The 20,184-nt window shown below is 62.5% G+C and carries 25 protein-coding genes and 1 pseudogene; 9 read left to right on the forward strand and 17 right to left on the reverse strand.

The window, feature by feature from the left end; all coding sequences use genetic code 11:
• The first annotated feature begins 61 nt into the window (after positions 1 to 61).
• The 4 genes and pseudogenes from GRF63_RS11380 to rarD all read left to right on the forward strand — a co-directional run bounded on the left by GRF63_RS11380 (position 62) and on the right by rarD (position 4,858).
• Complete coding sequence (locus GRF63_RS11380) at positions 62 to 1,474, forward strand: protein adenylyltransferase SelO family protein (RefSeq protein ID WP_160486102.1); 1,413 nt, start codon at positions 62 to 64, stop codon at positions 1,472 to 1,474.
• Between the two features lie 81 nt (positions 1,475 to 1,555).
• Positions 1,556 to 2,017 carry a DUF3617 domain-containing protein gene (locus GRF63_RS11385; protein ID WP_160486103.1) on the forward strand — a complete coding sequence of 154 codons (462 nt, stop codon included), beginning with the start codon at positions 1,556 to 1,558 and terminating at the stop codon, positions 2,015 to 2,017.
• Between the two features lie 162 nt (positions 2,018 to 2,179).
• Positions 2,180 to 3,616 (forward strand): annotated as a pseudogene (gene astD / locus GRF63_RS11390) (succinylglutamate-semialdehyde dehydrogenase); the annotation flags it as partial.
• 315 nt (positions 3,617 to 3,931) lie between these two features.
• Positions 3,932 to 4,858: an EamA family transporter RarD gene (gene rarD / locus GRF63_RS11395; RefSeq protein ID WP_160486105.1), complete on the forward strand. Its 927-nt coding sequence runs from the start codon at positions 3,932 to 3,934 to the stop codon at positions 4,856 to 4,858.
• Between the two features lie 9 nt (positions 4,859 to 4,867).
• On the opposite strand, the gene pyrC is transcribed toward rarD, so the two are convergent.
• Both pyrC and GRF63_RS11405 read right to left on the reverse strand, forming a co-directional pair.
• Positions 4,868 to 5,905: a dihydroorotase gene (gene pyrC, locus GRF63_RS11400; protein WP_160486106.1), complete on the reverse strand. Its 1,038-nt coding sequence runs from the start codon at positions 5,903 to 5,905 to the stop codon at positions 4,868 to 4,870.
• Between the two features lie 10 nt (positions 5,906 to 5,915).
• Positions 5,916 to 6,740, reverse strand: coding sequence for a patatin-like phospholipase family protein (locus GRF63_RS11405; RefSeq protein ID WP_160486107.1), 825 nt, complete (start codon positions 6,738 to 6,740; stop codon positions 5,916 to 5,918).
• A gap of 38 nt (positions 6,741 to 6,778) precedes the next feature.
• On the opposite strand from GRF63_RS11405, the gene ygfZ reads away from it, so the two are divergent.
• A complete protein-coding gene (gene ygfZ / locus GRF63_RS11410) occupies positions 6,779 to 7,522 on the forward strand; it encodes a CAF17-like 4Fe-4S cluster assembly/insertion protein YgfZ (protein ID WP_160486108.1) in 744 nt (247 codons plus the stop codon).
• On the opposite strand, the gene GRF63_RS11415 is transcribed toward ygfZ, so the two are convergent.
• Positions 7,506 to 8,123 carry a TetR family transcriptional regulator gene (locus GRF63_RS11415; protein ID WP_160486109.1) on the reverse strand — a complete coding sequence of 206 codons (618 nt, stop codon included), beginning with the start codon at positions 8,121 to 8,123 and terminating at the stop codon, positions 7,506 to 7,508. The genes ygfZ and GRF63_RS11415 overlap by 17 nt on opposite strands.
• A gap of 53 nt (positions 8,124 to 8,176) precedes the next feature.
• On the opposite strand from GRF63_RS11415, the gene GRF63_RS11420 reads away from it, so the two are divergent.
• Positions 8,177 to 9,058, forward strand: coding sequence for a metal-dependent hydrolase (locus tag GRF63_RS11420; RefSeq protein WP_160486110.1), 882 nt, complete (start codon positions 8,177 to 8,179; stop codon positions 9,056 to 9,058).
• A gap of 18 nt (positions 9,059 to 9,076) precedes the next feature.
• Here the strand turns inward: GRF63_RS11420 and GRF63_RS11425 are convergent, their stop codons facing one another.
• From GRF63_RS11425 to rplU, 3 genes are all read right to left on the reverse strand, one after another.
• The gene (locus GRF63_RS11425) at positions 9,077 to 9,622 is read right to left on the reverse strand and encodes a GNAT family N-acetyltransferase (RefSeq protein WP_160486111.1); all 546 of its coding nucleotides are present in this window, start codon (positions 9,620 to 9,622) and stop codon (positions 9,077 to 9,079) included.
• Positions 9,623 to 9,820: 198 nt separating this feature from the next.
• Entirely contained in the window at positions 9,821 to 10,090 is a 270-nt protein-coding gene (gene rpmA / locus GRF63_RS11430) for a 50S ribosomal protein L27 (protein ID WP_160486112.1), read from the reverse strand.
• Positions 10,091 to 10,102: 12 nt separating this feature from the next.
• Positions 10,103 to 10,612, reverse strand: a complete 510-nt coding sequence (gene rplU, locus GRF63_RS11435; RefSeq protein WP_160486113.1) for a 50S ribosomal protein L21 — start codon at positions 10,610 to 10,612, stop codon at positions 10,103 to 10,105.
• A 217-nt stretch (positions 10,613 to 10,829) separates the two neighbouring features.
• Between rplU and GRF63_RS11440 the strand changes: the two genes are divergently transcribed.
• Together GRF63_RS11440 and GRF63_RS11445 are read left to right on the forward strand one after the other, a co-directional pair.
• The gene (locus GRF63_RS11440) at positions 10,830 to 11,330 is read left to right on the forward strand and encodes a hypothetical protein (protein WP_160486114.1); all 501 of its coding nucleotides are present in this window, start codon (positions 10,830 to 10,832) and stop codon (positions 11,328 to 11,330) included.
• Between the two features lie 7 nt (positions 11,331 to 11,337).
• On the forward strand, positions 11,338 to 12,021 hold the full coding sequence (locus GRF63_RS11445; RefSeq protein WP_160486115.1) for a Crp/Fnr family transcriptional regulator: 684 nt from the start codon (positions 11,338 to 11,340) through the stop codon (positions 12,019 to 12,021).
• 28 nt (positions 12,022 to 12,049) lie between these two features.
• Here GRF63_RS11445 and GRF63_RS11450 read toward each other — a convergent pair whose 3' ends face one another.
• From GRF63_RS11450 to GRF63_RS11475, 6 genes are all read right to left on the reverse strand, one after another.
• The gene (locus GRF63_RS11450; RefSeq protein ID WP_160486116.1) at positions 12,050 to 12,475 is read right to left on the reverse strand and encodes a hypothetical protein; all 426 of its coding nucleotides are present in this window, start codon (positions 12,473 to 12,475) and stop codon (positions 12,050 to 12,052) included.
• A 65-nt stretch (positions 12,476 to 12,540) separates the two neighbouring features.
• Complete coding sequence (locus tag GRF63_RS11455) at positions 12,541 to 12,990, reverse strand: molybdenum cofactor biosynthesis protein MoaE (protein WP_160486117.1); 450 nt, start codon at positions 12,988 to 12,990, stop codon at positions 12,541 to 12,543.
• 1 nt (position 12,991) lies between these two features.
• Positions 12,992 to 13,234 carry a MoaD/ThiS family protein gene (locus tag GRF63_RS11460; protein WP_160486118.1) on the reverse strand — a complete coding sequence of 81 codons (243 nt, stop codon included), beginning with the start codon at positions 13,232 to 13,234 and terminating at the stop codon, positions 12,992 to 12,994.
• Positions 13,234 to 14,235 (reverse strand): GTP 3',8-cyclase MoaA, encoded by a 1,002-nt coding sequence (gene moaA, locus GRF63_RS11465; protein ID WP_160486119.1) that lies wholly within the window; start codon positions 14,233 to 14,235, stop codon positions 13,234 to 13,236. The genes GRF63_RS11460 and moaA overlap by 1 nt, the downstream gene beginning before the upstream one ends.
• Before the next feature lie 12 nt (positions 14,236 to 14,247).
• Complete coding sequence (locus tag GRF63_RS11470; protein WP_160486120.1) at positions 14,248 to 14,574, reverse strand: Rossmann fold domain-containing protein; 327 nt, start codon at positions 14,572 to 14,574, stop codon at positions 14,248 to 14,250.
• Positions 14,574 to 14,942, reverse strand: a complete 369-nt coding sequence (locus GRF63_RS11475; protein ID WP_160486121.1) for a dihydroneopterin aldolase — start codon at positions 14,940 to 14,942, stop codon at positions 14,574 to 14,576. The genes GRF63_RS11470 and GRF63_RS11475 overlap by 1 nt, the downstream gene beginning before the upstream one ends.
• 155 nt (positions 14,943 to 15,097) lie before the next feature.
• On the opposite strand from GRF63_RS11475, the gene GRF63_RS11480 reads away from it, so the two are divergent.
• Positions 15,098 to 15,880, forward strand: coding sequence for a DUF1499 domain-containing protein (locus GRF63_RS11480; RefSeq protein ID WP_160486122.1), 783 nt, complete (start codon positions 15,098 to 15,100; stop codon positions 15,878 to 15,880).
• A gap of 12 nt (positions 15,881 to 15,892) precedes the next feature.
• Here the strand turns inward: GRF63_RS11480 and GRF63_RS11485 are convergent, their stop codons facing one another.
• The 5 genes from GRF63_RS11485 to GRF63_RS11505 form a co-directional block, all read right to left on the reverse strand.
• Positions 15,893 to 16,780: a class I SAM-dependent methyltransferase gene (locus tag GRF63_RS11485; RefSeq protein WP_160486123.1), complete on the reverse strand. Its 888-nt coding sequence runs from the start codon at positions 16,778 to 16,780 to the stop codon at positions 15,893 to 15,895.
• On the reverse strand, positions 16,780 to 18,192 hold the full coding sequence (thrC, locus tag GRF63_RS11490; protein ID WP_160486124.1) for a threonine synthase: 1,413 nt from the start codon (positions 18,190 to 18,192) through the stop codon (positions 16,780 to 16,782). Before thrC ends, GRF63_RS11485 begins: the two co-directional genes overlap by 1 nt.
• 61 nt (positions 18,193 to 18,253) lie before the next feature.
• Positions 18,254 to 18,862 (reverse strand): SURF1 family protein, encoded by a 609-nt coding sequence (locus GRF63_RS11495; RefSeq protein ID WP_337189656.1) that lies wholly within the window; start codon positions 18,860 to 18,862, stop codon positions 18,254 to 18,256.
• A 29-nt stretch (positions 18,863 to 18,891) separates the two neighbouring features.
• Complete coding sequence (locus GRF63_RS11500; RefSeq protein ID WP_419865960.1) at positions 18,892 to 19,290, reverse strand: DUF983 domain-containing protein; 399 nt, start codon at positions 19,288 to 19,290, stop codon at positions 18,892 to 18,894.
• A gap of 5 nt (positions 19,291 to 19,295) precedes the next feature.
• The gene (locus GRF63_RS11505; RefSeq protein WP_160486125.1) at positions 19,296 to 20,177 is read right to left on the reverse strand and encodes a cytochrome c oxidase subunit 3; all 882 of its coding nucleotides are present in this window, start codon (positions 20,175 to 20,177) and stop codon (positions 19,296 to 19,298) included.
• Between the last annotated feature and the right edge of the window lie 7 nt (positions 20,178 to 20,184).

Below are 20,184 nucleotides of genomic sequence, written 5' to 3' on the forward strand. Positions count from 1 at the left end.
TTTAAGCCCCTTTGCTCTCACCGCCTTGCGGCTGGCCCTGCGAAGCGCCACTAATGAATGCATGCGACACGAACCGCAACCGGCCACGTACACTCCTGACCCCAAAATCAGGGAAGTGGCAGACTTTCTTGCCGATCCGGTGGCGGCGGCTGATTTTCCGCAGCACATCTTGCGCTTTCGCAATCGCCGGTGGGACAAGGCGGTGGGCCTCAATGGCCTGAGTGACGAAGAGTGGGGGCGCCACTTCGGCGCGTTCGATCCCTTGCCAGATAATCTGCCCCAGCCGCTGGCCCTGCGGTATCACGGACACCAGTTTCGCACCTATAATCCGCAGATCGGTGACGGGCGCGGTTTCCTGTTTGCGCAGATGCGCGATGCACATGGGCGCCTGCTGGATTGCGGCACAAAGGGCAGCGGCACCACCCCGTACAGCCGCACAGCCGATGGGCGGCTGACGCTGAAAGGCGGGGTACGCGAGATACTGGCTACAGAGATGCTGGAGGCGCTGGGCGCCAACACGTCCAAGACATTCTCCATCATCGAGACGGGAGAGGCGCTGGAACGAGGTGACGAGCCATCGCCCACGCGGTCCGCAGTGATGGTGCGCCTCAGCCACGGCCATATCCGCATCGGCAGCTTTCAGCGGCTGATGGCGATGGGGGAGAATGAACATCTCGCCCGGCTGGTGGATTATTGCCTTGCCACCTATCCCGGCCCGCAACCGCCAGAGGACGCGCCGGACCGCGATAATCCGGCAATCGTGCTGATGCACCAGGTGGCAGAGCGTATGGCCGATCTTGCCGCCAGCTACATGGTGGCAGGCTTCGTCCACGGGGTGCTGAACACCGATAACATGAATATCTCCGGCGAAAGCTTCGATTACGGTCCCTGGCGCTGGCTGCCGGCGTGGGACCCGGGCTTTACCGCCGCCTATTTCGATCAGACGGGTCTCTATTCATTCGGCCGCCAGCCCGAGGCGATCCGCTGGAACCTTGGCCAGTTCGCCATTGCCCTGCGACCGCTGGCGGAATCGGAGCCGCTGGTTGCCGCGCTGGAACGGTTCGGCCCGCTGTATCAGGCGGCTATGGCCCGCCGGTTCTGCTGGCGACTGGGCGTGGCGCAGCGCGGGATGCAGGAGGATGTGGCCGTGATCAACGCGGCAGAGGCTGCCATGCGCCAGAGCGGCACCGGGCCGGATGAGTTCTTCTACCGTCATCGCGGTGGCCGCGCGGCAGAGGGCGCGCTGGCAGAAGCGCTGGAAGGGAGCGATCCGTTGGATACGGATCACGAATACTGGTCTGACGGGCAGGGCGAAAACATGCTGATCGACGAGGTGGAAACGCTGTGGTCCGCCATTGATGAGCGGGACGACTGGGCCCCGCTGGAAGAGAAGGTGGCAAGGGTGCGGCGCATGGGGGAAGCGCATGGCGAACCGCCGGAACCAGCCGGGCACTTGGCCGAAGATCGCGCCTGATCGCCAGCCGCGTCCCTGATTCGCAGAAATCGTGCGGTGGTGATATTCCTCTCGCGTTCGATTCCAGTCGGAGGGGTAAGGATGAACCGCAAACATGTAATCGCCGGCATGGCCGCTGCCGCCATCGCCACATCTGCCTATGCCATAGAGCCGGGCAATTGGGAGGCGACCAGCCGGATGACCGATATCCAGCTTCCCGCCAGCGTGCCGCCACAAGCGGCTGACATGATGCGCCAGATCATGGGCGGCGAAGGCACCACGGTGCAGAATTGCGTAACGCAGGAAGATCTGGAGAATTCGCCGGAACGCGTTTTCGAGGAAACCAATGGCGAGTGCCGTTACACCGAGTTCCAGATGGCAGGCGGCACCATCCACGCCGTTGCCCAGTGTGACAATGATCAGGGCACGATGAACATGACGATGGATGGCACCTACACCGATACCACCTATTCCATGACCACATCGATGCAGGGCGACATGGGCATGGGCCCGATGACGATGACATTCGATGTCACCGGCCAGCGTCTTGGCCCGTGCGGGTAATTTCGCTCTCGCTTGCGCCGGACGGGATCAATCTGGCGCATGCCATCGTATCACATCTGAACGGCTGCAAAGCTGGGGCGCTGACCGCGTTTTAGTTCTGCGCACCAACCCCACTTTGCGCGGGCGCGTTACAATCTGTAAGGCTCGCGACATAAACTTTTTAACGAAGGGCGTGACGCCTTGTCCCAGACTGCAGAATTGATCTCTTACGAGCCCGCAACGGGCGTTGAATTGTGGCGCGGAATGCATGGCGATGTCGACGAAATCGTCGATCGTGCGCGCCGGGCATGGCCGTCTTGGGCGGCGGAACCGCTGTCCAGGCGGATCGAGCTTATCCGCCGTTTCGCCATTCATGTGGAGCAGGACCAGGACGCTTTTGCCGAACTGATCGCGCGCGAAACGGGCAAGCCTCTGTGGGAAGCGCGAACAGAGGTCGCCGCCGTCATCGCCAAGGTGGATATTTCCATTAAGGCCTATGCCGACCGTACCGGACAGCGAAAGCTGGACAGTGCGATGCAGGGCACAGCGGCCCTTCGCCACAAGCCGCACGGCGTGATGGCCGTTCTGGGGCCGTATAACTTCCCTGCACACCTGCCCAACGGCCACATCATTCCCGCCCTGATCGCGGGCAATGCCATCGTCTTCAAACCGTCGGAGAAGACCCCGGCAGTGGGGCAGAAACTGGTAAGCTATTTTGCCAAGGCCGGCATTCCGTCAGCCCTGGTGCAATGCCTGATCGGCGGGCCGGACGAGGGCAAGGCGCTGGTGGCGCATCAGGGCGTGGATGGTGTGCTGTTTACGGGATCCGCCCAGGTTGGCATCGCCATCAATCGCAAGCTCTCCACCGATCCGCGCAAGATCGTGGCGCTGGAAATGGGCGGCAACAATCCCATCGTGCTGTGGGATACGCCCAAGATCTCCGACGCTGCCGCGCTGATTATCCAGTCCGCTTTCACCACCGCCGGGCAACGGTGCACCGCGGCGCGCAGGCTGATCGTGAAGGCATCGATGTATGACGAGGCTATCGATGCCGTCAAAACGCTGGCCAATCGCATCATCGTGGGCGCACCGTTTGACGAGCCGCAGCCTTTCATGGGCACGGTGATCGACAACAACACCGCCGATCAACTGACCGAAAGCTTCCTGTACCTGCTTTCAAACGGCGGCAAGGCGATCAGCCACATGCGCCAATTGGTGGAGGACAGGCCATTCCTGTCGCCTGCGATCATCGACACGACAGCCATGGCAGAACGCCCCGATGTGGAACTGTTCGGCCCGCTGCTTCAGGTGATCAAGGTGGATGATTTTGACGAGGCTATTGCAGAGGCGAACAACACCCGCTTCGGCCTGTCCGCATCGCTGATTGGCGGGGAGCCGCAGCAGTATAATCGTTTCTGGGCCAATATCCGCGCCGGCATCGTGAACTGGAACCGCCCCACCAATGGCGCATCCAGCGCAGCACCCTTTGGCGGCATCGGTTTTTCCGGCAATCACCGCCCGGCCGCCTATTACGCGGCGGATTATTGCGCCTATCCCGTCACCAGCACGGAAATGGAGCAACCGCGCGCCAGCGTGGGCGTGGGTTTCAAGGACGCCTGATCGAAACGTCGCGGCCTGTGCTCATGGCCGAGAAACAAGCATCATAAACGAACAAGGCGCCCGGGCCGCTAGGCCCAGGCGCCTCGGCGCGATCCCTCTCTTTTACACGACCCGAAGGACCGCGCTTCGGCATCGCTTGCAGGGGGCAAGCAACGCCAATCTGGTAACTGAGACATGTCTTTAAATTCACCTGCGCTTATACGCAGCAGCACCTTAACTTGTGGCAACGAACGATTTGTTCGCTGTGCAAGGATCACGCGCAAGAAGTTTGGCGAAACCTTTGGCTCCGGGCCAGATCAGCATTAGGGAATGCCAATGGCAGAGGCACAGACCAGTCGGCAGCGCGCACTGATTCTGGCGCTATGCACACATGCAATCTGGGGATCGATGCCGATCTACCTGATGCTGGTGAAGAACGTACCGCCGCTGGAATACGTGGCGTGGCGCACGCTGTTCACCCTGCCCGTCTGCCTGTTCTTCATCATCCGTTCCGGCATGCTGGGCGAATTGAAGCAGACGTTGACGAACAGGCGCACCGTGCTGACCCTGATGGCCAGCGCAACCATGATTGCGATCAACTGGTTCGGCTATGTCTGGTCTATCCAGAACGAATATGTCTATGCGGCCAGCCTTGGCTATTACATCCTGCCGCTCAACATGATGCTGCTGGGCTTCGTATTCCTGAAGGAACGCATGGATACGGTACAGAAGATTGCCGTTGCGCTGGCGGCCATCGGAGTTGCCGCGCTGGCGGCAGGCGCGCTCACCACCATGTGGATCAGCCTGCTGCTGGGCACCACCTTTGCCATCTATGGCCTGCTGAGAAAGACGGTGGATGCAGGGCCGCTGACGGGGCTGACGACGGAATCGATCATCCTGCTGCCGCTGGTGGTGGGATATCTGGTGTGGCTGGGCGCGGCGGGCGGCGGGCTGACAATCGGGCGCAATACGGTGGAAACACTGGCAATCGTGGCCGGCGGCCCGATGACGGCGGTTCCGCTATTGCTGTTTGCAACGTCGGCCCGCGCCCTGCCCTACACCACCATCGGCTTCCTGCAATTCATCTCCCCCACGATTGTTTTCGTGGTTGGCCTCACCGTGTTCGGGGAAGAATTGAAGCCTGCACAGCTGACTTGCTTTGCCCTGATCTGGACCGCGATCACCCTGTTTACGTGGGACATGCTGCGCAATGCCAACAAGGCGCGCAAGGCCCGGCTGGCGCGCGGGGTAACGCCGCAATAGCGGGCGCCCCTATCCGGCGAAGCGCCAGCGCAGTGTCTCTTCGGCATGGAAGGGCACAAGCTGCGTGCCATCGGCGGCAATCTGCGCTGGCACGGCGCAATCTGCGCGTTCCAGCGTAATACGCGCCTCGTTCTGCGGCAGGTTGTAAAAGCGCGGACCATGTTCGGAAGCGAAACCTTCGAAGGCGTCGATTGCGCCCTCCTCCTCAAACACGGCAAGATAGCTTTCCAGCGCGAAGGGCGCGTTGAAAATGCCCGCGCAGCCGCACGCGCTTTCCTTGGCCTCCTTCGCGTGGGGCGCACTGTCTGTGCCAAGGAAAAATTTAGCGCTGCCAGCGGTGGCCGCGCGGCGCAGGGCCAGCCGATGCTTCTCCCGCTTGGCCACGGGCAGGCAGTAGGCATGCGGCCGCATACCGCCCTCCAGCATGGCATTGCGATTGATATGCAGGTGCTGGGGCGTGATCGTGGCGGCCACGTTCTCGCCCGCGCTTTCCACGAACTGCACGCCTTCCTCGCTGGTGATGTGTTCGAACACCACCTTCAGCTGCGGCAATTCTCTAAGCAGCGGGGCCAGTACGCGTTCGATAAACACGGTTTCCCGATCGAAGATATCGACATCGGCATGAGTCACCTCCCCATGAACGCACAGCACCATCCCGATCTCTGCCATCACTTCCAGCACGCCGCGGATATTGGCCACATCGGTTACGCCGCTGGCGGAATTGGTGGTGGCCCCTGCGGGATACAGCTTGGCGGCGGTAAATACCCCCTCGGCAAAGCCGCGCCGCACTTCTTCGGGGTCCGTGTTGTCGGTGAGATAGCAGGTCATCAGCGGGGTGAAGTCCATCCCATCGGGCACCGCGGCAAGTATGCGTTTCCGATAGGCGCTGGCCAGCGCGATATCGGTGACCGGCGGCGTGAGATTGGGCATCACGATTGCGCGGGCAAACTGGCGTGCGGTGTGTTCCACCACGGCTTCCAACATGGCGCCATCGCGCAGGTGAACGTGCCAGTCGTCGGGGCGGCGGATGGTGAGGGAATCGGTCATGCCAGGCGCTTTAATCCGCGCGGCCGTTCTTCGCCAGCCAAGCCTTGCCATCGCGAACACCCTGATCCCACGTGCGCGTTACCTTGCTGGCATCGGTGAAGTCGATCTTGTCGGCCGCCACTTCCTTGCTGGGCTGCGCATAGGTGCGACCGGGAAGATCGGGGCAATTGCGATAGCGTGATGTCAGCAGCACCAGCGTTTCCCCCTCGCTGTCTGTCGGCAATGGCGCCTTGTCCAGCATGCCGCCATCCAGCACGCGGCAATCCTGCCATTCGGGCACGTCGAACACAGGCGGAATGGTGGCAGCGGCGCAGATCAGGTCCACCAGGTGCCCCTCGCGCGCAGCCTGTCGTGCATCCACGCGCAATTCGCGCAGGCCCGCATGGCGCGGTATCCGCAGATGCGGAGTGGATCGCACCGCCTGGTCCAGCTTGTAAAGGACGCCGTAAAGGATCGCAGAGAGGTGCGGCGCAACCTGTTCCGGCGGAACGGACAGGGCAACTTCATATTCCGGCCCGGCGGCAACCCGTTCTATTGCCTCTCTATCCATCGTCACATCCACCACATCGCGGTAGATCTCCTGATGCGGCGTATAATTGGATTTGCCCGCGGCGAAGTTGGAATCGTTCTGCAGGAATGCCTCATGCATCACGGCCAGCAGGTCATCCTCCCGCCCGCCGATCCATGTCGCCGCGCTCAGCGCCCCGCCCGATACGGTGCTGATCCGCTCTGGCCGCAAATCCTCAAAGCCGCCCACTTCGCTGAGGAAACCGCCGTGCCAGAAGCAGCGGATGCCTCCACCGGAGAATACGACCTGTTGGTATTGGCTTGCCATTGCATTGCCTATGGCTGGCGCCGCCCTATCTGTCACCCATGACTTCAACCTGCCTTGCCAACCGCGCCGTGGTGCGCCTCACCTCCACCGACGCTGCGGACGATCCCGCCGCGTTCCTGCAGGGGCTGCTCACCAATGATGTGAAGGGCACCCTTCCCGCCTACGCCGCCCTGTTGACAGCGCAGGGCAAGACCATGTTCGACATGATCGTGTGGCGCGATGGTGATGGAGAAGGCGGCGATATCCTGCTCGATTGCGAGGGGGATGTGGCCGAGGAACTGGTGAAGCGCCTTTCGCTCTATCGCCTGCGCCGCAAGATAGACATCGGCGTTGACGATAGTCTGGCCGTTCACTGGCAAACCGGCCCGCGCGATGGCGCCTCACGCGATCCGCGCCTGCCCGCGCTTGGCTATCGCTGGCTGGCCGCAGCCGATGATGCGCAAGGCAGCGCGGATGACGCATGGCGTGAGCATCGCCTTTCCCTGGGCGTGCCGGAAGGGCGTGATGAGCTGGGCGATATCCTGTGGCTGGAAACCAACGCGGTGGAACTGAACGGCGTCAGCTTCAACAAGGGCTGCTACATCGGGCAGGAAAACACCGCGCGCATGAACTGGCGGCAGAAGGTGAACCGGCGTCTGGTGGTGCTGCCGCTGGATCGCTCAGAAGAAAAACGGCGCAAGGCCACGCACCAGGATCTGGGGCTTGCCATAGATCACCTGCGAACTGCCGATATTCCGGCAGATCTTGCCCCGCAATGGCTGGATCTTACTGCGCCCCAATAGGCTGCGCTGACGCGTCATTTTCCGCGAAGGCGGCGATCATCATCTCTTCCGCGCAATCACGCGCCTTGGTGCGCTCAACGCCCAGCGAATCCGCCAGCTGTTCACCCAGCAAGGCGTCGCCCAATGCCAGCAGCACCAGCGAAAAGGTCGTCTTGTGCATGGACCTTGCCTCGGCCTCGCCGGTGCATTCTTCCGGGTTCAGGTCGTCCACCAGCGCATGGATCGTCTCCACGATGGGGTTCAGCGCGTCCTCATTGCCCGATGCCAGCATCCAGCTGGCCAAGGCGCCGCCGCCCTCGCGGCCAAAGGCATCGAAAGTCAGGTCCACCACCTCGCGCGGAGAACCAATGCCGGCGCGCGTGGCCCGCACAGCCTCACCGATCGTGTTGCACACCGTTTGCGCCAGATGGCCCGCCAGCGCCTTTTGCAAGCCGGAGGCAGAGCCGAAATGGTGCAGCAGATTGGCATGGGTGCGCCCGATTCGCGCGGCCACGGCTTTCAGGGTGACGCTTTGCGGCCCAGTCTCTATCAGCAGCAGGCGTGCGGCCTCCAGCGCGACGGCGCGGCTCTCTTCCGGACTAAGGCGCTTCCTTATTGACACTGGTGTAAGTTTCCCTAGATTGACGCTGCGGCACGGCTCAGATTGGTACTGATATGACTGCATATTCTCCATGGCAAGCAAGCACGCCGGACGGCCACCGGCTGACGGTACGCAATCGGCGCTTCGCGCGCGGCCAGAAACGGCAGCGCGGCGTTGATCCGGTCGCCTCGGCCTGGTTTGCGGCCCTTTCCTGCAGCTTCCCCCGTGGCGAGGCGATGTTCATCGAGGCGGTAAAGGCACACCGTGACGGCGTGCCGGAAAAGCTGGCCGAGGAAATCCGCGACTTCATCCGTCAGGAAGTGAACCATTCGCGCGAACACATCGCCTTCAATCGCGCGATCGAGGATGCGGGCTATGATATCTCCGCCATCTCCGCCCGTGTGAATTACCTGGTGGATCAGACGCTGGCAGCTAAGCCGATCGTGCAACTGGCCATTACCTGCGCGCTGGAACACTTCACCGCCATGTTCGCGCACCAGTTCCTGAAGAATCCCGGCGCGCTCGCCACGGCGGGCATGGGCGATCCCAAGCTGTGGCTGTGGCATGCGGTAGAGGAGATCGAGCACAAGGCCGTCGCCTACGACACCTGGCTGCATGCCACGCGCAACTGGTCTGCCTTCAAACGCTGGCGGGTGCGCAGCATCATCATGCTGCTGGTCACCTTCCGCTTCCTGAAAAATCGCAGCACGGACGCCGCAGAATTGCTGGCGCAGGACGGGATAACGGGTTGGCGCGCGAAATGGCGCATGTTCAGCTACCTGTTCCGCAAGCCCGGCATCCTGCGCACGATCGCCCCGTCCTGGCTCGGCTATTTCCGGCCCGGCTTCCACCCGTGGGATCATGACGACCGTTATCTGATCGCACGTTTCGACGAAGCCGAAGAAGCTGACGCGGAGAATGACACCAATGCCGCGATGGCCGTGCCCGCCGAATAAGGGCAGGCACGACCTATATTACGCGGCCTTTGCGCCGGCCATTTGCGCTGTCTGATTAAGAGCGCGGACGTAGCGCCGGGCCAGCACCAGTTCCCCGCCGCGCGCTGCGCATGGGGTGGGCGTGATCTCGCCCGTTTCGGTAAAGCCCGCGCTTCGCAGCACCTTGCCGCTGGCGGTGTTTTCCAGGAAATGGCCCGCGTTCACGTGATCCACGCCCAGCGCCGCCGCCATATCCAGCACGCCACGCACCGCCTCGCTGGCATAGCCGCGCCGCTGCCACTTGCGCCCGATCCAATAGCCCAGTTCATGCCCGTTTTCATCGCGTTCGATACCGATCTGGCCGATCACCGGGGCACCGGAAAGCTCCGGCAGGGTGATCGAGAATTTCATGGCTCCGGCAGGCGCGGGCCTGCGGCAATGCATTTTCGCATCGGCCGCGCTGTATGGCCACGGCGCGCGGGCCAGCATGCTGACCACGTTGAAATCAGCGATGCCGCGATAGATATCGCGCCAGTCTTCGGGGAATATGGGCCGCAGGAACAGCCGATCGGTACGCATGAACATTGTTATTCTCCCCAATACCGAATGCCCGCCTCCATTGGGCCGTCGGTGTTTCAGAACGAAGTCTGCCCGGCTGGACAGGCTGCTTTTGGAAGGAGAATCAAAAAAGGAGACGGGGCGGCCCCATCTCCTTCCAATTTTCGAGCAACTTGGGCTCGAAGGGACCATCCCGGTGGATGGCCCCTTTATCGAGTCATCCGGTTATTCGGCGGCTTGCGCCATCGCGTCGACCGATACGTATTTGCGGCCGAGCTTGCCGTCGTGGAAGCGGACCTTGCCAGCTTCCAGCGCGAACAGCGTGTGGTCCTTGCCCATGCCTACATTGACACCGGGATAGAACTTCGTGCCGCGCTGACGCACGATAATGTTGCCAGGAATCACATCCTGGCTGCCGAATTTCTTCACACCAAGGCGGCGACCTGCTGAGTCGCGACCGTTACGTGATGAACCGCCTGCTTTTTTATGTGCCATGGTTCGAAATCCTTACTTCTTGTCGGCCGACGAATCGGCGCTCTTCTTGGTCGCAGCAGCCTTCTTCGGGGCTGCCTTCTTGGCCGCAGGCTTCTTGTCGGCGGCAGCTTCCTTCTTGGGAGCAGCCTTCTTAGCCGGAGCCTTCTTGGCCTCTTCCTGAGGAGCCTCGTCCTTCGGAGCGGCTTCAGCCTTCTTGGCCGGTGCCTTCTTCGCGGCGGCCTTGCCTTCGCCAACGCCCACGATGCGCAGCAACGTCATGTGCTGGCGGTGGCCGTTCTTGCGGCGATAGTTGTGACGGCGACGCTTTTTGAAAACGGTCACCTTCTCACTCTTGGCCTGGGCGATAACCTCAGCCGAAACCGTTACCTTGGACGCATCGGCCATGTCGGCGCCTTCGCCGGCCAGCAATACATCTTCAAGAACGATCGTGTCGCCAGCGTCACCCGCCAGCTTCTCGACTGCGATCTTGTCTCCTTCGGCGACGCGGTACTGCTTGCCGCCCGTGCGCACTACTGCGAACATGGTGATCAAATCCGTTTATCTGGTGTCTTCAGCTGCACACCTGCCCGAGCTTATCCCAGGCCAATCCACAGCAACGACAAAAAAGGCGCCCGCAGGGCACCGGAAAGAGCGCTGCCGTTAGGCGAAGCGCTGATAGCTGTCAACCGTCACATGCCCGAATCGAAACCCGAAATGCGCGCTGGAAAGCTTTCGGGGACGAATGTAGGGAATGGCGCATATGGTGCAAGTCTTTCGCCTCCTCCCGCTCGCCCTTTTCCCGCTGGTTGCCGCCTGTGCCGCAACGGGCGATGAATATCCCTCCCTGTCCACCCGCGATATAGAGCGCACGGGAGGCGTGATGGAGGTTGAGCCTGCCCCGCCCCCGCCGCAGCCAGCGCCGGAAAAACTGGCTACGCTGGATGAACTTGCGGCCACCGCCCGCGCAGCCCATGCGCAATTTCTGGCCGCTGCGCCGCGGGCTCGCTCTCTTGCCGCGTCCGCCAGCGGCGCAGCGCCAGGCAGCGAGCGCTGGGCCGTGGCGCAGGTGGCCATCGCCGATCTGGAGAGCAAGCGGAGCGAGGTGATGATCGCCCTTGCAGATATCGACAGGATTTTCGTGGAAGCCGCCACCTCTGCGCAAGACACCGATTCGGTAACCGCGGTGCGCACCGAGATCGATGCGCTGGTGGCGGAGGAAAACGCCGTGATCAGCGGTTTGCTCGCCACGGTAGGGCGATAGATCGCGCATGAGCCTGGCCTGCGAAACCTGCCCCGTGCGTGACAGTGCCGCCTGTGCTGTGCTGAGCGAGGATGAACGCGCAGAGCTGGCCAAAGCGGGCCGCACGCGCAGGCTGAAAAGGGGGGAGCTGCTGTTCGCCGCAGGGGACGAGGATACAGCCTGCGCCACGCTGATATCGGGCGCGCTGAAGGTGACATCCTTTGCCGAGGACGGCAGCGAACGCATATTGGCGCTGATTCATCCCTCCGGTTTCGTAGGAGAGATGTTTGCGCCTTTCGCGTCTTACGATGTGGTGGCGCTCACCGATTCGCAGCTGTGCGTTTTTGCCAAGGCGGACATGAACCGCGCGCTGGAACGCCATCCCGCCCTCACCCGCGCCCTGCTGCGCCGCTCGCAGGAAGATCTTCACCGTGCGCATATGCTGCTGGCGCTGGGTTCCGGCATGGGGGCAAGCGATAAGGTCGGCAAGCTGCTGATGGCGTTGGCGCAGGCGGCAAGCGAATCGCCATGCCATCCACGCCTGAACTTCCAGCTGCCCCTGACGCGCGGAGAAATGGCCAGCATGCTGGGCCTCACCATCGAAACCGTCAGCCGCGCACTTACCGCGCTGGAACGCGATGGCCTGATCAAACGCGAAGGAGCGCGCGGGATCGAGATCATCGAACCCGCGCGCCTCGAGCTGCTGGACTGAACCATCCCTGTTGCAGGGGCCCCCTGTTTCAGACCAGCGCAGCGATTGTGACGGTAATCAGACCCCATACAAAGATCAGCACCGGCAGGATCAGCACCTGCACCGTGGCATCACGCGCGGTGGCGCGGCCGAAGGGGGTCATGATGCCCTCTTGCTTGAAGCGCGCCCAGGTCTTGGCCTTCGTCGGCGCATCGGGGGCAAGACGCGTCCAGATCGCCGGAACGCCGAAACCGGCCACCACGAACAGGCCGAAGATTACGAAGGGAATTACCATTTCCGGGTTCCCGAAGCCGACCGCCAGCGTGCCGATGAAGCCGAGGAACAGCGCAACCGTGGCAACGTAAAGCCCGGTTGGCAGCTCAAACGTGCGGTCCGTCGGCGCGACGAAGCGCGGTGCCTCCATCCGGATATCGGCGTTTTCGGCAATTTGTGCGCGGGTAAGTTGTTCGACCATGATTGCATTCCTTCCTGTCTGCAGAAGGCAATGCGCCGATTCTCATCGCTGCGCTTTGATCGAGATCAAACGTCCCAGCGTTTCACATCCTCGTGGTCTTTTTCGCGCGGTTCGATCCAGTGCCAGCCGTCCCCGCGCTTCTCGCGCTTCCAGAACCAGCTGCGCGATTTCAGGTGGTCCATTGCGAAATCCACCGCCTCGAACGCGTCGCGGCGATGGCGCGCGGCTGCCGCCACCAGCACGATGGGCGCGCCGGGGCGCATGTGGCCGGTGCGGTGATGAATCAGCAGCCCATCAAGCTGCCAGCGTCCCTCGACCTCGTCCGCCAGCCTTTCCATGCCGGGCAGCGTCAGCCGATCGTAATGAATGAGTTCGAGGACCTTTACGTCGCTGTCCGGTCGCACCTTGCCCACGAAGCTGGCGATGCCGCCGGCTTCGGGATGGGCCTTTGCGAACAGGCCCAGCGCCTTGCCGGGCGAGAAGCCCTTGGTCAGCAATTGCACGTCGCGCGCCATGTCAGCCGCCAGAAACGGGGGGCAGCAGAGCGATCTCGTCACCATCCTTTGCCGCAAGGCTTTCCTTGTCGGCCAGCACTTCGCCATTCACGGCGACCATGGTGCGCTGGCTTTTGGCAGCGATGGCCAGATCGGGATCGAGCGCGGCCATCAATCCCGCCCAGTCCAGCGGCGCGGGAAGCTCTCGCTCCCCCTCGCCCGCCAGATCGGCCAGCTTGCCGATGAAGATGACTGTAACGGCCATCAGCCGCCCGTCATCGACATATGGCGCGGCTGCGCAGGCTCGGCACCCTTTTCGATGCGGAAATGGTGCTTCTCCGGCTTGATCCGCATCGCCTCGTCCAGCGCGGTGGCAAGATTACGATCAGGTGCTTCGGAACGCAGCGCGGCGCGCAAATCCACCTTCTCCGCCCCGCCAAGGCAGGCGTAAAGCTGGCCCGTCGCCGTCACGCGGATGCGGTTGCAGGTGGCGCAGAAATTGTTGGTGAGCGGGGTGATGAAGCCCAGCCTGCCGCCCGTTTCCTCCACCTTTACATATCGCGCAGGGCCGCCGGTATTGTCGGCAATGTCGGTAAGGGTGAAACGCTCTTCCAGTTCGTCTCTCACGGCGGGCAGCGGCAGGTAGTGGTCCACCCGCTCTCCATCCACTTCACCCAGCGGCATCACCTCGATCAGGGTCATGTCGTGGCCATGCGTGCCGGCCCACTCCACCAGGAAGGGGATTTCGGACTGGTTGATGCCCTTCAGCGCCACGGTGTTGATCTTCACCTGCAAGCCTGCGCGTTTCGCACCTGCAATCCCGCGCAGAACCTGCACCAGCCTGTCTCGCCGTGACAATTGCTGAAACAGTTCTCCGTCCATCGTATCGAGAGAGACGTTAACGCGCCGCACGCCCGCATCGAACAGGGGCTGCGCAAACTCTTCCAGCCGGGTGCCGTTGGTGGTGAGCGTAAGCTCGTCCAGCCCGTCTCCCAGCTTGCGGCCCAGCGCCTGCACCAGTTCCATCACGTCGCGCCGCACCAGCGGTTCCCCGCCGGTAAGGCGGATCTTGGTAATGCCGCGATCAATGAAGGCCAGCCCCAGCCTGTGCAATTCTTCCAGGCTCAACACTTCCTTCTTGGGAAGGAATGTCATGCGTTCCGGCATGCAGTAGGAACAGCGCAGATCGCAGCGATCCGTCACTGACAGGCGCAGGTAGGAAATGCGGCGCTGGAAGGCGTCCACCAGGGGTTCGGAACAACTCATGCTGTGCCCAACCTAGTCACCTTTGCCGGAATTGCCATCCACGGCGAAAACCTGTCCGGTAACGCCCGGTGCATTGTGCAGATATTCGCACAGCGATGTGACCCCGTCCGCGCCCCCGCCGACAACGCCGTTCACGCGGCACGGCGCGGCCTCTCTTGCCAGTTCTTCCACCGCGGCGCGGCGCCATGTTTCGTGGGTGTGATCGGCTGGATCGAACAGCAGCACCATGTCATTCCCCGCCGCGCGCCGCGCTTCAGGCAGGATGCGCGCGTGAAAAGCCGCCGCTGCATCCAGCGCGGCATCGGGCAATGCGCGCGCTTCGATGCGCACCAGCGCCATCACTTGCGCTCCCGCAACAGGGTGATGCCGATTTCCTCTTCCTTTTCGGACAATGCCAGCTTCACGATCTTCACGCTCACCTCTTCCACGCGGGCATCCTGCGTGAACAATGTCTCGCACACGTGATCTGCCACGGCCTCGATCAGCTTGTAGTGTCGGTCGCCCAGCGAATCGGAACAGGCGAACTTCAGGTCCATGTAGTTCTTGCTGGCATCAAGCGGGGTGTCGGGATCGTAATGCGGCTCCACCTTCAGCTTCACCCGCACGGTGAAGCGCAGCGGCTGCGGCTGGCCGGTTTCCTCCGAATAGATACCGGTGTGCACCATGTGCACGAAATCGACGAGTTCGAGATAAAGGCTGTCTGCCATGATGCGCCGCTGATTACAGGATGCGGCGCGGTTGGCAAGGAAACAGACACAGTCAACAATGCTTGCGTGCAAAACGATGGCGTGCGGGCGGCACGCGGTTGACCGGATGATGGAATTAGGGTCATCGTGCCGGCAACAGGAAAAGGGACGTAAAGATGGCCGAAACAGGCGAAAAAGTGGCACCCGCAGCGGGCACGAATGCAAAAAGCGTGAAGATCGTAAGATGGCTGGGCAATTTCGTGCTGGGCGGCGCGCTGATCCTGATCGTGATCGTCTTTGCAGCCGCCACCCTCGCCCGGTTTGACATGATCGGCAAGCTGGCGGGCTTCGGACCGTTCTATATGTCATTGAACCCGGCCCGCGTTTTGACGCTGATCGGTGTGCTGGGCCTTGGCTTTGCCTTCTGGCGTAGTACCCGCCACGTGGCGAAGCTGTTCCTGGGCACGTTGCTGGCAGGCGCGCTGACCTTGGCGGTTTATGTCCTGCTGGTGATCCCCGGCGGCAAGGTGCCTCCGATTCACGATATCACCACCGATCTCAATGATCCGCCGCAGTTCACCACGCTGGATGTGGACGATGTGAGCACCGGGCCATTCACGCAGGAAGAATGGCGCGCCTATCACGAAGAATCCTACGCCGACATTGAACCCATCATCATCGACAAGCCGCCTGAAGAAGTGCTGGCCAACGCCCGCGCCCTTGCCGAAGCGCGCGGCTGGGAAATCGTCGATGCCGATCCCGAGGCTGGCATCCTGGAGGCAACGGCAACCGCCGGATACGTGCGCTTTTATGATGACGTTGTGGTCGAGGTAACGCCCGTTGCCGATGGCTCCACCCGCGTGGACATGCGCTCTGTCAGCCGTGTTGGCGTCAGCGATGTGGGCTATAACGCGGCGCGGATCAGGAGCTTCCTGTCAGACCTGCGAAACGCCCCATAGGCGTCGATCCGGCTATGGGTTGGACCAGCGCGCGAAAATCGCGGTGGGCAGCAGGCGGCCATCGGGGCCGTCTTCCTGCACCGCCAGATCGCCATGCTCCACCGTGCCCGGCAGATCGGCAAAAACATCTGCCAGCAGCCCGCCTATGGCGAGCGAGCTCATCCGCACGGCGTAAACCGTCAGGAACAGGAAACGGCTGTCTGCATCCAGCAGTTGGCGGCAATCGGCGATAAGGCCGGGCAGCCCCTCTTCTATGCGCCAGGTTTCACCCTTGGGACCGCGCCCGAATTTCGGCGGATCGAGGATGATTCCGTCATATCTCCGCTCTCGCCGTACCTCGCGCGCCGTGAACTTTACCGCGTCATCTATCAGCCAGCGGATCGGCCTGTCTTCCATGCCCGATAGCGCGGCGTTCTCCCGCGCCTGCGCCACCGATTTCTTGCTGGCGTCCACATGCGCCACAGGGCCGCACTGGCTCAGCGCAAGGGAGCCTACTCCGGTATAGCCGAACAGGTTGAGCGTCTGCGCATCTTCGCGTCCCGCCAGCTGTCCGCGCATCCAGTGCCACACGGGCGCCATGTCGGGGAAGAAGCCCAGGTGGCGAAACGGCGTGCATTGCGCGGTGAAGCTGACGTCTTCCCAGCCAAGCTGCCAGCCATCGGGAGGCACATCGCGGCTGAACTGCCAGCGGCCGCCGCCATCATCGTCACTACCGGGCACGAATTCGCCGTCTGCTTGCCAATCGGCATGCCGCGGTGCCCACATGGCCTGAGGTTCGGGCCGGATGAAGCGGCGTGCGCCATAGCGTTCCAGCTTGCGCCCGTGCCCACTGTCGACCAGCCCATAGCCAGGCCAGCCTTCGCCAACCATGATCGCCGGATCGCGGACAAGCTGCGCCATCAGCTGCTGGGCGTGGCGTGCTTGGAGACGAACTCGGCCACGGCTTCATATTCGCCGGGCAGCTCCGAAAACGACTCCGAGCGTTCGAACAGGTCACCCATGCGATTGGGCAGCGCGGGGCGGCTGCCGGTTGCGCGTTCTACGGCATCGCGGAACTTGGCGGGGTGCGCGGTGGCCAGCGTCACCACCGGCGTCGCAGGATCCAGCCCTGCCGTTCGCGCGGCGTAAAGGCCGATGGCAGTGTGCGGGTCCAGCGTCTGACCGCAGCATTCCGCCGCCCAGCTCATCGCCTGCGCCATCTCCGCCTGATCCACGCGCGCGCTGCTGAACAGGCCGGCGGCACCTTCGCGCTGGCTGTTGGTCAGTTGCATGGCCTTGCTTGATTCGAAGCCGCGCATCTGCTCTGCCATGGCCGCGCCATCGCGACCGCCAAGATCGAAAAGCAGGCGTTCGAAATTGGAACTGACCTGGATATCCATGCTGGGCGCGGCAGTCGGCGTGACAGTGCCGGCCGAATAATCGCCGGTGGTCAGCGCGCGGTGCAAAATGTCATTCACATTGGTGGCAACGATCAGCCGTTCAATCGGCAACCCCATCTGCGCGGCGACATAGCCTGCAAATACGTCTCCAAAATTGCCCGTGGGCACGCTGAAGGCGACCTTGCGCCCCGGTGCGCCCAGTTGCAGTGCGGCGGCGAAGTAATAGACCACCTGCGCCATCAGCCGCGCCCAGTTGATGGAGTTCACCGCGCTGATGCGAAACCGCCCGCCATGCGATGCCGCCATGTCCGCATCGTTGAACATACGCTTCACCATCGCCTGCGCATCATCGAAGCTGCCCTCGATCGCGAGGTTGTGCACATTGGGCGCGCGCACCGTGGTCATCTGTCGGCGCTGCACATCGCTGACGCGGCCCTTGGGGTGGAGCATGAAGATGTCGATCCGCTCCCGCCCGGCCACGGCATCGATGGCCGCGCTGCCGGTGTCGCCACTGGTGGCGCCCACGATGGTGAGATGATCGTCGCTCTTCGCCAGGAAGTGTTCGAACAGGCGGCCCAGCAATTGCAGCGCCACGTCCTTGAATGCCAGCGTAGGGCCGTGGAACAGTTCCAGCAGCCATTGCTGCTGATCCAGCTGCACCAGCGGGGTGACCGCATCGTGCGAGAAACGGCCGTAGGCGCGCGTGCACAGCTCGCGCAGTTCCTCTTGCGTCAGTGATCCTTCGACGAAGGGCGTCATCACCCGCACGGCCAGCTCTACATAGGAAAGCCCCGCCATGCCGGCGATCTCGCTTTCAGAGAAACGGGGCCAGTGTTCCGGCACATACAGCCCGCCATCGCTGGCAAGGCCTGCCAGCGTGACGCCTTCGAAATCGAGCGCGGGTGCGCTGCCACGGGTGGAAATGTATTTCATGGTGAGGCGCGCGTTAGAATGATGCGGCGCGCTGGGCAAGCAAGCAGTGGTTGCACCCGCGTCAGTTGCGCTTTGGTTTGCCGTCGCGCCAGCGCGCCCGCAGCGCCAGCCAGTATATCACCAGCGCCGTCAGCGCGAAAAAGAACCACTGGCCGGCATAGGCCAAGTGATTGTTGGGAAGGTCCGCCGGATCGGGTCGTGCCAGCGGCTCCAGCCCTGCTGCCGGCTCGCTCGCCACGACCTCGTAATCATTGCCCGCGGTGGAGAGGATGCCGGTGACGGTGCCGCCGTTCCAATCGGGCATTTCGGGAGAGCGGGACCAGCCAATCGTCGCGTAGAGCTTCAGCGGCTGGCTGCCTGCCGCAGCTTCCACCGCAGAATCGCAAACGAACATGTGGACATAGCCTGACTGGTCGCTTTCATTGCGGCCCGCCACGCCCTTCCAGTCCGCCGGGTTCGCGCAGGAAATTTGCACTGTGCGGAACAGCGCGTCGTCCAGCGCGGCATATCCGTCTGCGGCACCGGACGCCGGGAAGGCGTTGAAGTTGCGCAGTGGAGCAAGTTGCTGGTTCGCCCGATACTGCGCGATCAGGGCTTCCTTCTCGTCCATCCGGCCAAGCTGCCAGATGCCCAGCGCCACCATCACCGCCGCAGCGGCGAAAACCAGCACTGTCGCGATAATCGGAACCCGCCCGTTTTTCACGACAGGTCGCTACCATCATGGCGATGCTCTTCAGCGCGGCGGCTGTATTCAGCCACCAGCAGCCACGCCTTCACCGCGCGCAGGCCCGCCATCACGCCGATCACGGTCAACGGCACCCACAGGATGACATGCACCCACCATGGCGGCGCAAACGACAATTGCACCCACAGCGCCAGCGCCACGATAATCGTGCCGATCCCCAGTGTAAGAAAGGCCGCAGGGCCATCGCCCACGTTGAAGCGTGTGTAATCAAGGCCGCACTTGCTGCACTTGTCCGAAAACTTGATCCAGCCATCGAACAGCGTGCGCGCGCCGCAGCGTGGGCAGCAACCGAAAAGGGCGGCCTCGCGCATGGCGGGCCGCCCTTTTGAAGTGTCGGTTTCGTCAGTCACTATGGGACTTAGTGAACCTCTGCGCCCCAACCGCCCCAGACGTATACGGCGATGAAGAGGAACAGCCACACCACGTCAACGAAGTGCCAGTACCAGGCAGCCGCTTCGAAACCGAAGTGCTGACGCGGGGTGAAATGGCCAAGATAGGAGCGACGAAGGCAGACGATCAGGAAGATCGTGCCGACTATCACGTGGAAGCCGTGGAAGCCGGTCGCCATGTAGAAGGCGCTGGAGTAGTTGTTGCCGCCAAAGCCGAAGGTGGCGTGGCCATACTCATACACCTGGATGCAGCTGAACAGGATGCCGAGGCCGATCGTCAGCCACAGGCCCTTCTTCAGCCCGTCACGATCGCCATTGATCAGCGAGTGGTGCGCCCAGGTTACCGTGGTGCCCGAACACAGCAGGATCATGGTGTTGAGCAGCGGCAGGTCGAACGCGTCCAGCACGTTCACGCCATCAGGCGGGAAGTTGGCCAGCGCAGCCGCGCCTTCTTCACCCACCAGATTGCGCCAGGAGCCCTCACCCACCATTTCCAGCGGCACGGGGAACAGGGCAAAATCGAACCAGGCCCAGAACCAGCCGACGAAGAACATCACTTCGGAAGCGATGAACAGGATCATGCCGTAACGCATGTGCAGCTGAACCACCGGCGTATGATCGCCGCTCTGCGCTTCGTTCACCACCTTGGAGAACCAGCCGAAGAACGTTGCGATCAGGCCGGCAATGCCGAGGCCCAAAACGATACGCCAGGCGCCATCGGGGAAGGCGCCTTCATCGGCATGCATGAACATGACCATGCCAGTGGTGAAGACAAGCGCGGAAAGCGCCCCGGCCAGCGGCCAGATGTCGGGAGCGAGAATGTGATAGTCGTGGTTCTTGGCACCGGCCATGATTCTA

Origin of the sequence: Aurantiacibacter rhizosphaerae (assembly GCF_009807005.1) — a bacterium.
GTDB lineage: Bacteria > Pseudomonadota > Alphaproteobacteria > Sphingomonadales > Sphingomonadaceae > Alteraurantiacibacter > Alteraurantiacibacter rhizosphaerae.